Raw genomic sequence first — 12,979 nt, 5'->3', positions numbered from 1 at the left:
CCATACACCGGTGCCCCATGTCCCTCGGGGACATGGGCCCGCCTTTACTTTCCTAGGCACTGATCGAACCGTTTGCTATCCCTGCTAAATGCTCTTCCGCATCCGCACCACCTCGACCGTCAACCCATCACCCACCGGCGCATGATGCCGCTCCACCTCGACATACCCATGTTTCAAGTAAACCGGATACCCCGTCAGCGTCGCACCCATCTCCAGCTCCCGGAACCCTTCGGCCGCGGCGGCCTCCTCGGCGGTGCGCAATACCAGGCTGCCTAGCCCTTTACGGGCATGGTCCGGATGCACAAAGATCGCCCGGATCTTGGCAGCATCCTTGGCCGGATCCAGCAGCTCCGGCTCTTTTGCTTCGACCTGCGAGTCGCCGCCATAGAGGGTCTTGCGGCGGCTCCAGCCTCCACAGGCGGCAAAGATGCCGTCCGCCGCCTCGACGACGAAGTAGGTACCATCGGCGACCAGGCGGGTATCGACGGTAAAAATGGTGCGGATGGCGGCATTAATCTCCGCCGGACCGTAGTCTCCGGCCTGCAGCGACCGGACCGATGCCTCTAGCAACTGTTGCAAGTAAGGGACATCCTCGATGCGTGCGGTGCGGAGTGTGTATTCCATGAAAAAAGTGTGCCATTTCCCGCGAAAAACGGCCTTGTTCCCGCCCTGGGCGCCGCAGCAGAGGACCCCCCAAACGTGCTAAAATAAGCATGTCCAAGAAATCTCGAACGGCCACGCTAAGGCACTCAAATTCAGTAATTTACGGAGCCTGATGTCCACTCTGAACGTTCTCCCCGAAGCAATGCCCGATACCCAGCCGAGCGGTTCTTATACCAGCGAAAACATCAAGGTGTTGGAAGGCCTCGAGGCCGTCCGTCTGCGCCCGGCCATGTATATCGGTTCCACCTCTGAGCAGGGCCTCCATCACCTGGTCTATGAGGTCGTTGACAATTCGGTCGACGAGGCCCTGGCCGGCTATGCATCCAAGATCGACGTCGTGATCCACGTCGACAACTCCATCACCGTCGTCGACGACGGCCGTGGTATTCCCGTGGACGAAAAGACGTTGCCCAACGGTGAGCGTATGCCCGCCGTACAGGTGGTGCTCACCAAGCTGCACGCCGGCGGTAAGTTCGACGCCAGCACCTACAAGGTCTCCGGCGGTCTGCACGGCGTAGGCGTAAGCTGCGTCAACGCCCTCTCGGAGGAGTTCGATGTCGAGATCTGGCTCAACGGTCAGACCTACGAGCAGACCTACTCCAAGGGCGACCCCACCAGCAAGGTACGTCAGACCGGTGTAACCAAGAAGCGCGGCACCAAGGTGCACTTCCTGCCCGACAGGACCATCTTCACGGTCACCGATTACAACTACGACACCCTGGCCAACCGTCTGCGTCAGCTCGCCTTCCTGAACAAGGGCATCGAGATCACGCTCACCGATGAGCGCACCACCGACCCCAAGAGCGGTGAGTTCAAGATGGCGACCTTCAAGTACAATGGCGGTATCGCCGAGTTCATCAAGCACCTCAACAAGGGTAAGCAGGTGCTGCATGACAAGCCGTTCTACATGGAGGCGGAGAAGGGCACGCTGGTCGTCGAGGCGGCGCTGCAGTACAACGACTCCTATTCGGAGACGGTCTTCTCGTTCGCCAACAACATCAACACGGTCGACGGCGGAACCCATCTCTCCGGCTTCCGTACGGCGCTGACGCGCACCATCAACGCCGCCGGACAGTCGCTTGGCCTCTTCAAGGACCTGAAGGAGTCGCTCTCGGGCGACGACGTCCGCGAAGGTCTGGTCGCCGTGATCTCGGTCAAGATTCCCCAGCCGCAGTTCGAAGGACAGACCAAGGGCAAGCTGAACTCCGATATTTCGGGCCAGGTGCAGAGCTTCGTCAATGAGCGTCTGGGCGCCTTCTTCGAGCAGAACCCGCAGGTAGCCAAGCGCATCATCAACAAGGCCATCGAAGCCGCGCGCGCCCGTGAGGCAGCCCGTAAGGCTCGTGATCTCACCCGTCGTAAGGGAGCATTGGACGGCGGTGGTCTGCCGGGTAAGCTGGCTGACTGCAGCGAGAAGCAGCCTGACCGTTGCGAGCTCTACCTCGTCGAGGGTGAGAGCGCAGGTGGAACCGCGAAGCAGGGCCGCGATCGTAAATTCCAGGCCATCCTCCCGCTGAAGGGTAAGATCCTCAACGTCGAGAAGGCCCGCTACGACAAGATGCTGGGCCACGAAGAAATCCGTGCCATGATCACGGCGCTGGGCGCCGGTATTGGCAAGGACGACTTCGATGCCGCCAAGCTGCGCTACGGCAAGATCATCCTGATGACCGATGCCGACGTCGACGGATCGCACATCCGTACGCTGCTGCTGACCTTCTTCTTCCGTCACATGACGGAGCTGATCCAGCGCAGCCACGTCTACATTGCTCAACCGCCGCTCTACAAGATCAAGAAGGGCAAGTTCGAGCAGTACATCAAGGACGATCGCGAGTTTGTGAAGGTGATGGTCAAGCGCGCCTCTGACGGCATGGTGATCCGCTACGGCGAGAATGCCGCCGCTCTGGAAGGCCGTGCCCTGACCGACTTCATGGGCAAGCTGAACGACTACATCGGTTTCTTCGACAAGGCCAACAAGCGCCTGCGCAACGAAGCGGTGACGGCGGCCTTCGCCGACCTCTTTGCACACGAAGGCAAGGATCCGTCGAAGCGTGCCGACTTCGAGACGCAGGACAAGATCAAGCAGCTTCGTACGAAGCTGATCGAGATTGGCAAGGAAGCCAAGTTCAAGGGCGTCTCCGATCCCATGCTCGACGAAGAGCATCAGACCTGGTCGGTAAGCTTTACAGACTCGAATGGCGCTGAGCGCAAGCTCGACTGGACGCTTGCTTCCACGCCTGAGATCCGTCAGCTCTTCGGCAAGCACGCGCAGATCAAGGAACAGCTCCAGCCACCGTTCATGATCGAGTACGTGCAGAAGGGCGCCAAGGCCGATGCGGACGACATCGTCGAAGAGCAGCAGACCGAAGGCGTTGCCGAGGCCGCTGCCGCTCCCGGCACCGCCGTGCAGAACAAGGGCACCAAGCGCGCCTCCAAGCTGCCGCAGGATCCGGTCGAGAAGAAGTCCGCACGTGACCTCTTCGAGTTCGTCATCGAGCAGGGCCGTAAAGAGTACGACGTACAGCGTTACAAGGGCCTCGGCGAGATGACTGCCGAACAGCTCTGGGAGACCACCATGGACCCCGATCGCCGTACGCTGCTCGAAGTGAAGCTCGAGGACATTGCCGGCACGGAAGAGATCTTCACCACACTGATGGGCGAAGACGTTGAAAGCCGCCGCCGGTTCATCGAAGAGAACGCGCTCGATGTAAAGAACCTCGACATCTAATTCATTGTTCAACCGAACAAAAAGAGGAGGCCTCGGCCTCCTCTTTTTGCATTTCTAAGGTCTCAGGGCATATCGGCGAGCATGGAACAGCCCACACGCTTGGTGCTCCATCCATCGCAACGCGATGGGTGGCATATTCGCAGGTGGGAGCGTTGGCCATCAGGCTGTTCAGAAGCTCTTGTCATAAATTTGTCATCCTGAACGTAGTGAAGGACCCGCTTTTCAAGCAGCGCATTTGACAACCTACAATAAAGACAATGCCCGCTTACCTCACCACGCACGGCCACTATCTCTGGCTGATTCTTGCATCCTTTATCGCAGGCGTGATGAACGCGCTCGCGGGCGGAGGCTCGTTCGTCTCCTTTCCGGCGATGCTGGCGGTGGGCGTGCCTCCCATCCAGGCGAACGCAACCAACACGGTGGCTATCTGGCCGGGGCAGCTTACCTCGCTTGCCGCGTTGCGTGAAGATCTGCGGCGCGATACGGCCTGGGTTGTAGTTGTCGCCTCAGTGATCGGCGGCATCGGAGGAGCGATCATTCTGCTGCACACACAGCAGCAGACCTTTCTGCACGTGCTGCCGTGGATGCTGCTGGCGGCATCGTTGCTCTTCGGCGTCAGCGGACACATCTCCCGCTGGCTGCGCAACCGAAGTGAGCATCCGCACCTCGAGCACAAGGTGCCGGCGCTTTACGTGCTGCTCTGCCTGCTTCCGGTTACTTTCTATATCGGCTACTTCGGCGCGGGCGCGGGGTTCCTCATCATGACGGTGTTGGCGCTCTTCGGCGTGGAAGAGATGAACCAGTTGAACTCGCTCAAAGTCCTCGGCGCGTGCGTCTCGAACTTCTCCGCTGTGGTTACCTTTATCGTGCGCGGAGCGGTGGTCTGGCATTTCTGCCTGGTAGCGATGATCTTTGCCGGACTGGGCGGATGGCTTGGCGCCCGCTATGCCCGGCGTATGAACGGCAACGTGCTGCGAGCCCTGGTGGTCATCATTGGCTGTGCCGTCGCCGGCTGGTTCTTCTACCGCAATGCGATTTGATTTTTTTGTCGTTTCGTAGCCGGGGGCCCCTAGCCAGCTTTGCCGGCTGGGGTGAAGAGCAGCGGGGGAATCTGCTTCTATGTTGCCTGGTATGGGATCTGATTCGTCGCCAACGAAAAGCGCCTAAAATAGAAGCTGTATGAGTCACGAAGGCATCCGTTTCGTAAGCCGGGAAGAGGCGCTGGCCGACGCCGCGCAGGACAACTGTCTGCCGCGCGAGGCGGTTACTCCGGCCAAGGTTCGCGTGCACCTGACCTCCGGCGAAGGAGTCGAGATCGAGTGGAAGGACGGCCATCACTCGAAGTGGACCTTCCCCTGGCTGCGCGACGCCTGCCCCTGCGCCACCTGTCATGAAGAGCGTCAGCATACCGGCCGCAAGCCGGGTGAGCCAAAGCCGAAACCCAAGGAGCTCTTCACCATGTACCAGGCGCCTGCCAAGCCAACTTCGGTGGAGAAGATCGGCAACTACGCGCTGAAGTTCAAGTGGAACGACGGGCACGAGGCCGGCATCTATTCATGGGATCACCTGCGCCGCGTCTGCAACTGTGACGCTTGCCGGAGCACGCGGGCGTGATCGCTGCCGCGCTTGCCTCGAAGCGTCTGCTCAGTGAAGCCTCGCAGACCTGGGAGCTTTCCTTCACCTGCAGTGAACCGCTCACCTATCAGCCCGGCCAGTTTTACTCGTTTGTCACGGAGCGTGATGGCAAGCAGGAGGTCCGCGCGTACTCGCTGACGCAGGCTCCCGATGGCGATCGTATGGTGCTCTGTCTCAATCGCGCCGGATGGTATTCCAATCTGCTGTGCGATCTGAAGGCTGGAGAGACAGTGCACGTACAAGGCCCCTATGGTGGGTTTGTCCTTCACGAAGGTCCAGGCATTATCCTCGCCGACGGCGTTGGCATAGCGCCTGTAGCAGCGATGGTGGATGCTTTACTGCGAGCACAGCGCAACGCCGGCTCGCTGCATCTGCTGCATACGGCATCTTCGGAGTCAGAGCTGTTTTATCGCGACCGTTTTGAGCGGGCTGAGCGCGAGATCACCGGGTTCCGTTATCTGCCGCTGCCGGGCGTTGAGCTTGCTCCGCGTCTGGAAGAGATTCTGTCTCAAGCTGGAGGCGAAAAACCGACGGCTTACATCGTCGGTCTGAATGCTTTTGCGGCTCCGCTGCGGCAGTGGTTGAAAGACCGCGGATGGGATCGTAAGCAGATCGTCTTCGAGCGTTACGACTGACTTCCGCCGGTTGTGGGAGAGAGATTGATGCAGTTCGGGAACGTCCTGAGTCGCTGGTTCGAGATGCATCCCGTCAGAACGTTTGTCCTGCTTGCGACTGCTCTTGTGCTGCTCACCTACGGAAGTGTTCTTGGCGCTCCCTTCGTCTATGACGACCTTGATCAGGTGGTGAATAATCGCAATCTGCAGCCATGGAGCAATTTCGCACATCGTTTCCTGGGGCAGCCGGTCTCTCTCAGCACGTCCTATCTTGGCTATGGCGGTTCTACCTACCGTCCCATCTTCTGGCTGACAATCTATGTTGACCATAGCCTTTGGGGGCTGAATGCCACCGCATTTCATGCCACCAATCTGCTTCTGCATCTTCTGAATGGCATTCTTCTCTTCTTGCTTTTCCGGAAGACGAAGATCCCTGCTACCGTCGCGGCAGCGATTGGTTTGATCTGGCTATCGCTTCCAATCAATACCGAAGTCGTTGCGTGGGTCAGCGCACGTGCCTACGAACTGTGCACGCTGTTTACTCTTGGCTGCCTGCTCGCTTCACTGCAATATCTCGAGAGCAAGCGCAGCTCCTGGCTTCTGGTCAGCTTTCTCAGCATTCTTGCGGCGGATTTCTCTCACGAGCTCGGTGTCGTAGCGCTGCCGCTGCTCCTACTGGTTTTGTGGATGATGCGCCCCGCAGTATCTCCTCGTCTATGGCTGTTTCCGGCTGGCGGCATCCTGGTCGCCTCGCTCGCATCGGCAGGGGTGAGGGCTGCTGTGGGAGTGAAATCCTTTACGACATTCGCTTCGCTGAAGTGGAGCCTGCTTGCCTTCAGCCAATATCTTCATCTGTCGCTTCTGCCGGTGCACATGAGTGTGGAGAGATCGACGAGCCTATCGCTCCAACAAGGTCACATCTGGTCGTATGTGGGATTGTGTTTCGCCGCAGCCGGGTTTGCCTATGCCGCTATTCGACGGAAAGAGAATCCGTCGATGTTGAAAGGTTTGTGCTGGTATCTCATCGTCATTCTGCCGTTCTGCCTTGTAATGACCTACCAGGGCATCGCAGAGCGGTTCGTCTACCTGGCGGGCATCGGTCTTGTGACGGCCCTGGTGACCGGTATCTTCGGAATCAGACGTCCAGCCGTCAAACAGGTTCTTACGCTCTGCCTCATTGGCTGGAGTCTCTGGAATATCGGCCGCACCTGGCTTCGGGCACGAGACTGGACCGATCCTGTTCAGCTCTATCGAACTTCTCTTGAGGGAACGCCGAAGAGCGCTCTGCTGCACTTCAATCTTGGATTCACGCTTCGCGAACGCGGGCAGCTTCAGGAGGCATTGCAGGAATATCGCCGCGCCCTGGAGATCGATTCCAGGTATCCCAATGGCTACGCCAGCATTGGCGATGTCTATCTCGCCATGAATGCGTATCGCGATGCGATGGAAGCCTATCGAACAGCGCTGGCCCAGAAAGCCGATGACACGGCTGTCCTCCTCAATCTCGGCTCAGCGTATCAGGGCATGGGTGCAAATGCGGAGGCAGAGGCGGCCTGGCAGAAGCTTCTGGACGTTGATCCGAAGAGTAGTGCCGCGCATACCGATCTCGGTGTGCTCTACCTCAGCGAGCAGCGCACGAACGATGCGATGCATCAGTTTGCGATGGCGATTGACTTGAAAACTACTGACATCGTGCCGTATTACAACCTGGGAGCGCTCTTCCAGAAGGCAGGACGAGGCGATCTCGCGATGGTTCTGTATAAGAAGGTTCTGGAGCTGAAGCCGGACGACGCCGATACGCTGCGCAACATGCGACTTCTCCAACAGGGACATTGAGGCAAATTCCATGCTCTTACCTACACGAAGTTGTCATCCTGAACGTAGTGAAGGACCTGCTTTTCGACGCTTCGGATGGCACAAACTCTTCATGATTTATGTCACGAGCTTTAGATCCACCTCATTAGGGCGTATTGGACAAACGCGCCCTTCACTGAAGAACTATAGAGCGGGCCTTCAGCCCTTGGATTTTCAATACGCCCGAGACCTGGGGCTTTGCCCCAGGCTGGTATAGAGCGCGCCTTCAGCGCTTACTCACTCTGGCTATGTAAGGCGTGGGTTACAGATTGAACAGTTCTTTCAACCGTTTCGTCTGCGCACGGCTTACCGGAATCTCCGTCTGTTGGCGGTCGTCCATGCGGAGCTGGTAGCTCGACTTGAACCACGGCACCACTTCGCGGATGTGATGGATGTTCACGACATAGCTGCGATGCGCACGCCAGAAGATCTCCGGATTCAACTGGTCCATCAACTCTTCCAGGGTGCGGCAGTTTGAGGTTCCCTCAACGTTCTGCGTCACGATGGAGATCTGGCCCTCATCGATAGCGGCAAAGCAGATGTGCTTCTGATCGACGAGCAGCAATCGGCTCTGAGCTCTCACCACAACCTTGCTGCTGGCGCGTGCCGGAACGGCGGCCTGTTGGGCCTGTTCTTCCAGCAGCTTCATCAGGGCATCGAGCTTGGCGCTGTTCGGATCACTGGGAGCCTGTGCAGCGGCTGCGGCTTCCGCAGCCACACGGCCGCGTGCCTTTTCGACTGTCTGTTCCACACGTGCGCGGTCGAAGGGCTTCAACAGGTAATCCACCGCATTTACCTCAAAGGCGCGCACGGCGTACTGATCGTATGCGGTTGCGAAGACCACTTGCGGCAGGCGTGCGACTTTGCCGATGAGCTTCTTCAGGACGGCAAACCCGTCCAGGCCGGGCATCTGAACGTCGAGAAAAACAACATCCGGCTTGTGTTCACGGATGAGTTCGACGGCTTCAATCCCATTCGATCCCTGGGCAAGCACTTCCACATCGCCGGCTTTTTCCAGCAGGTACTCCAGCTCCTGCCGTGCAAGCGGCTCGTCGTCGATGATAAGAGCGGTCATCGCCATGCCAATAACTCAGTATAGAAGAAGGGACGAATTAGAGTATTTTTCCCTGTTGCTGGGTATCGGAATCCCTACACTACCCCTACAGGAAAAATGCTCTAGCCGAACCGCGAACAAAATCGAGATAGCTACTCGTCGTGATAGGCCCGCAGGCGGCGCGGAGATCCGTCCGTGGCAAGATCATGCCCGCAGTTGGAGCAGTAGATATCGGTAATCTGCACGCTGCGATAGCACTGTCCGCAAACGGGCGCAGTCTGGAAGCGGCACTGCGGACAAAAGTTGAAGCCGGCCTGCAGCTCCGTGCTGCAGTGGGGACACCGGGAGACTACCGGCTGCCGCACCAGGAAGTAGACGATGGCTCCGATGCCGGCAGGCATCAGGATGACCATCAGCACCCACAGCGGCGCCGACATATTGCGGCGTTTGACGTCGCGGCTGACGTAACCGGCCAGCAGGGCGTAGCTGGCAAGCGCAGATCCCCAGAAGAAGCCCATCGCAATGCGCATCGCCAGCAGCTCGCCGTGACGATGGGGCATCTTGAAATGAAAGAGATACTGCAGCCCGACAAAGAAGATCGCAGCCAGCAGGATCGACCAGGTGGGAACCAGGCTCAGATCGTATTCGGCATTACCGGTATCTCTATCTCGGCGCTCGTGAACTTCCGCCATTAGTTACGACCTCCGCGGCCAGCATTCACACGCTTGTACCAAACCACGCCGATCGCTGCTGCGGAGACAGGGATGAGCCACATGAGCAGCACGAAGATCTGCTCACTGGCATAGGGCAACGTGTCTTCCACGTCGGAGTCCGAGGCAAGGATCACCGCCGTAGTGACCATGGCAGCAATCAGCAAGACACCTCCGAAGATCAGCGGGAGATAGAGACTCCGCACTTTCCTCTTCTGTGCCTGTTGCTTAAGAGCTTGTGCGCGAATCGCCCGGTGCGTGCGATTGACGACGCGCGATGGAGCGGGGGGAGTCATTGTAGCCATCACCGTGTTCCTTCCGCTGGTACTCTGCGAAGGGCTTCGACCTGCGGTCGCAAGGCGGCGAGGCCGCGGTAGAGCCGGGATTTTACGGTCGAGAGAGGAGCTCGCGTTACCGTCGCGATTTCCTCCAGCGACATGTCTTCATGGAAGCGCAGCGTCAGTACCTCGCGGTAGCTTGGCTCCAGCGTCAGCAACACCGCGGCTACCTCGGCAGCGTGCTCGCGCTCCTGAAACTGTTCAAAGGGAGACGGCGCATCCAGGGCGATCTCGAAGGGGCGCTCGTCCTCTCCGCCTTCGCTCATCTCGTCCAGGCTGGCCATGGTCTTGCGGCGGGCGTTGTCGATGACCAGGTTACGGGCGATCGTAAACAGCCAGGTCTCAAAACGAGCTTTGCCGTTGTACTGCGAGCCACGCACCAGCACCCGCATCCAGGTCTCCTGGAAGAGGTCCTCTGCCATCTCCCGGCGTCCGGTCAGGAAGGTCAGGTACCGCATCAGGCGGTGCTGATACTGCTCGATCAGTGTGTCCAGAAGGTCCGGGTCCTGCCGCTTCAGCCCGCGCGCGATTGCGGCGTTTTCCTGCGCCTGCTCCGCGATGGCGGCTTCAGTACGGACTAAAGAGAAGGACGGCACATTTCCTCTGACGGGCCTCTCGCGCCAAAAGACTCGGAGGCGACGATTTTTTCGTAAAAATCGGGTGAAGCTCAGTATAGGTCGCCTGGCCGTAGCCGTGGAGCAGAATTTCCCGTGTTTTCGCCCGATTTTCCCGTAATTGGCAACAGCCGTTTGCGGGCTTGCAGGACGATAAACTGCTTGGATGGAAGTTCTGTACGGCATTCACCCGGTAGAGGAGGCAGTACGTTCCGGCGGCCGCCCGCTGGATCACGTCCGTTTCGCCCGTGACCGCCGCGATGCCCGGCTGGAAGCGGTGCTCGATCTCTGTCGCAAAGCAGGGGTTAAGTGCTCGCCGGCCTCCAAAGACGAGCTTACCCGGCTGGCCAAGACGGAGATGCACCAGGGCATCGTCGCCCAGGTACGCGAGCGTAAGTTCCTGGCTATTGAGGACTTGCTGGCCGCTCCGCCCCGGAACGGAGAGCATTACTTCTTCCTCGCCCTCGACGGCGTCGAAGATCCCCATAATCTCGGCGCGCTGCTGCGTACCGCCGATGGAGCCGGTGTCGATGGCATCCTTCTGCCCGAACGGCGCTCGGCGCCTCTGACTGCGGTGGTCGCCAAGTCGTCTGCCGGAGCCAGCGAATACGTTCGTATCGCCCGCGTTACCAACCTTGTGCGCGCTCTCGAACGCCTGAAAGAGGCGAATGTCTGGGTGGTCGGTCTGGATGAACGTGGTACGCCCGATTACAGCGACCACGACTTCAAGACACACACGGCGCTGGTCCTTGGACGCGAGGGCGCCGGGCTGCACGATCTGGTCAAGCGCACCTGCGATCACCTGCTGCGTATCCCGATGGCAGGCTCTGTCAGCTCACTGAACGTCTCAGTCGCCGGCGCGGTGGTGATGTTTGAGGCCGTTCGACAACGTGCCGGCGCTCCCGTACAGGTGGCAAAGCCGTCCAAACCGCGTAAGGGTTTAGGTTCCTAGATGTCTTTTGTAAACCGATTGGGATGTGCGGCTGTGCTGCTGGCTGCCGGTATGGCGTGGGCGCAGCAACCGCCCCAGGTCATCTTTCAGTCTCCTCCGGAGACCCCCCAGAAGAAGCCGGCGGTGCTGATCCAGGTCCCGGACGAGGTTCGTTCCTCGCTGATCTTTACCGCCTACGACATGGACCTTCACCTGAATACGACAGAGAGCACGCTCTCTGCCCGGGTGCGGCTGACTGTGCGCAACGGTGGAACGAAGCCGATCGAGGATCTTCCGCTCCAGATCTCATCGTCCATGATGTGGGACCTGGCCCGGCTGGTCGAAGATGGCCGCACCGTCACCCTGCCGGTGGCTCAACACCAGGTGAAGACCGATCTCGACCACACCGCCGCGGTCACCGAGGCAGTGCTACATCTGCCCAGGCCTCTCTCTGTTGATGCATCAGTTACCCTCGATGTGCTGTACTCCGGCAAGGTGGAACAGACCACCGGCGCCGAGAGCTCTTCCTCGGCCTCCACCCTGGAGTGGGATCGCATCACGGACGACTTTACCGGTGTCCGCGGCTTCGGTAATGTGCTCTGGTATCCCGTCAGTGCACCGCCTGCGTTCATGGGTGATGGAAACCGTGTCTATGACCTCATCGGCCGCAATCGGCTGGCGACGCAGACGGCACGCGTGAGCGGACGTCTCACAGTCGAATACGCCGGCGACCCACCGCGGCTGGCGTTTTTGTGCGGCCACCAGGCGATATTGGAGACGCACCCGGACAATCCGAACCAGCCCTCCGCCGCTGCCACCGGTGTTGCCACCGCCAGCTTCGCGGCATTCCCCCTGGGCTTCCATCCGCTCAGCCTGTTTCTCAGCAAAGACCAGCCGGAGATGCTGGGCGGTGGTTACCTGGCGGTGATCTCTGAAGATGCTGAGCGGGCGAGCAATTTGAACAAGACGGCGTTGAATGTCTTTCCATTGCTCACCACCTGGCTGGGCGCGCGGCCTAACGGACCACTAACAATGCTGGAAGCAGACATCCTGCAGCCTTTTGAGTCCGGACCATTCCTCGTGGGGCAAATTCCGAGCGGCTCAGGCCAGGATGCCGAGGCGCTGGTGCATGCCTTCACGCACGCCTACACCGGCAACCAGCCCGTTTGGCTGGACGAAGGCCTGGCGCGTTTTATGGAACTGCTCTGGATCGAACGCTCCGAAGGTCGCGAAGCTGCAATTGCGGCATTGGAAGACAGCCGCAGCGCGCTGACGCTGCTCGAGCCTGACCTCTCGCAGCCGGATGCCGGTGAAGGACAGCCGCTGGAGAAGGCACACAGCGATCTGATCTACCGCACCAAGGCGGCCTATGTGCTCTGGATGCTGCGGTCGATTGCCGGAGATACCGCCCTGCAGCAGGCGCTGGCGGCGCTGCGTACGCAACCCACGCCGAATGCGGCAACCTTCCGCCGTCTGCTCGAAGACACATCGCAGAAAGATCTCGGCTGGTTCTTTGACGACTGGGTCGACCACGACCGTGGCTTGCCCGATCTCTCCATCGTCTCCGTAACACCGCGCGCCATCGAGCGCACGGGCGGCTACCTGATCTCCGTCGAAGTCTCGAATGCCGGCTATGCTGCGGTCGACGTGCCGGTGACGATCCGCTCCGGCAACCTGACCACTACGGAGCGCCTCCGCGTTCCGGCGCGCTCCCGCTCCACCACCCGCATTGTCTTCAACGACGCACCACAACAGGTCCAGGTGAATGACGGCACGACACCGGAGCTACGCTCGACGGTGCATGTGCTGGATGTGAAAGCAGCCCCGTAGGGATTGAATGA

General features: G+C 59.6%; 12 protein-coding genes. 7 read left to right on the top strand and 5 right to left on the bottom strand.

Annotation, left to right across the window (positions count from 1 at the left end):
* Positions 1 to 84 precede the first annotated feature (84 nt).
* The gene (locus FTW19_RS25070; RefSeq protein ID WP_147650280.1) at positions 85 to 624 is read right to left on the bottom strand and encodes a GNAT family N-acetyltransferase; all 540 of its coding nucleotides are present in this window, start codon (positions 622 to 624) and stop codon (positions 85 to 87) included.
* A gap of 151 nt (positions 625 to 775) precedes the next feature.
* Here FTW19_RS25070 and gyrB point away from each other — a divergent pair, with 151 nt between their 5' ends.
* The 5 genes from gyrB (at position 776) to FTW19_RS25045 (ending at position 7,473) form a co-directional block, all read left to right on the top strand.
* Positions 776 to 3,388, top strand: coding sequence for a DNA topoisomerase (ATP-hydrolyzing) subunit B (gene gyrB / locus FTW19_RS25065; RefSeq protein ID WP_147650279.1), 2,613 nt, complete (start codon positions 776 to 778; stop codon positions 3,386 to 3,388).
* A gap of 257 nt (positions 3,389 to 3,645) precedes the next feature.
* Positions 3,646 to 4,428, top strand: coding sequence for a sulfite exporter TauE/SafE family protein (locus FTW19_RS25060; RefSeq protein WP_147650278.1), 783 nt, complete (start codon positions 3,646 to 3,648; stop codon positions 4,426 to 4,428).
* Between the two features lie 139 nt (positions 4,429 to 4,567).
* Positions 4,568 to 5,002, top strand: coding sequence for a DUF971 domain-containing protein (locus FTW19_RS25055; RefSeq protein WP_147650277.1), 435 nt, complete (start codon positions 4,568 to 4,570; stop codon positions 5,000 to 5,002).
* Positions 4,999 to 5,658, top strand: a complete 660-nt coding sequence (locus FTW19_RS25050) for a ferredoxin--NADP reductase (RefSeq protein ID WP_187143163.1) — start codon at positions 4,999 to 5,001, stop codon at positions 5,656 to 5,658. Before FTW19_RS25055 ends, FTW19_RS25050 begins: the two co-directional genes overlap by 4 nt.
* 27 nt (positions 5,659 to 5,685) lie before the next feature.
* Positions 5,686 to 7,473 carry a tetratricopeptide repeat protein gene (locus FTW19_RS25045; RefSeq protein ID WP_147650275.1) on the top strand — a complete coding sequence of 596 codons (1,788 nt, stop codon included), beginning with the start codon at positions 5,686 to 5,688 and terminating at the stop codon, positions 7,471 to 7,473.
* Between the two features lie 280 nt (positions 7,474 to 7,753).
* Here the strand turns inward: FTW19_RS25045 and FTW19_RS25040 are convergent, their stop codons facing one another.
* The 4 genes from FTW19_RS25040 to FTW19_RS25025 all read right to left on the bottom strand — a co-directional run bounded on the left by FTW19_RS25040 (position 7,754) and on the right by FTW19_RS25025 (position 10,189).
* Complete coding sequence (locus FTW19_RS25040) at positions 7,754 to 8,572, bottom strand: LytR/AlgR family response regulator transcription factor (protein ID WP_147650274.1); 819 nt, start codon at positions 8,570 to 8,572, stop codon at positions 7,754 to 7,756.
* Between the two features lie 125 nt (positions 8,573 to 8,697).
* The gene (locus FTW19_RS25035) at positions 8,698 to 9,237 is read right to left on the bottom strand and encodes a zinc ribbon domain-containing protein (RefSeq protein WP_147650273.1); all 540 of its coding nucleotides are present in this window, start codon (positions 9,235 to 9,237) and stop codon (positions 8,698 to 8,700) included.
* The gene (locus tag FTW19_RS25030; protein ID WP_147650272.1) at positions 9,237 to 9,560 is read right to left on the bottom strand and encodes a hypothetical protein; all 324 of its coding nucleotides are present in this window, start codon (positions 9,558 to 9,560) and stop codon (positions 9,237 to 9,239) included. Before FTW19_RS25030 ends, FTW19_RS25035 begins: the two co-directional genes overlap by 1 nt.
* Positions 9,560 to 10,189, bottom strand: coding sequence for an RNA polymerase sigma factor (locus FTW19_RS25025; RefSeq protein WP_147650271.1), 630 nt, complete (start codon positions 10,187 to 10,189; stop codon positions 9,560 to 9,562). Before FTW19_RS25025 ends, FTW19_RS25030 begins: the two co-directional genes overlap by 1 nt.
* 184 nt (positions 10,190 to 10,373) lie before the next feature.
* Between FTW19_RS25025 and rlmB the strand changes: the two genes are divergently transcribed.
* Both rlmB and FTW19_RS25015 read left to right on the top strand, forming a co-directional pair.
* On the top strand, positions 10,374 to 11,159 hold the full coding sequence (gene rlmB, locus FTW19_RS25020) for a 23S rRNA (guanosine(2251)-2'-O)-methyltransferase RlmB (RefSeq protein ID WP_147650270.1): 786 nt from the start codon (positions 10,374 to 10,376) through the stop codon (positions 11,157 to 11,159).
* A complete protein-coding gene (locus FTW19_RS25015) occupies positions 11,160 to 12,968 on the top strand; it encodes a M1 family metallopeptidase (RefSeq protein WP_147650269.1) in 1,809 nt (602 codons plus the stop codon).
* The last annotated feature ends 11 nt before the right edge of the window (positions 12,969 to 12,979 follow it).

This window comes from Terriglobus albidus (genome assembly GCF_008000815.1).
In the GTDB taxonomy this organism is placed as follows: Bacteria; Acidobacteriota; Terriglobia; order Terriglobales; family Acidobacteriaceae; genus Terriglobus; species Terriglobus albidus_A.
This window is presented reverse-complemented; position numbering and strand designations above follow the sequence as displayed.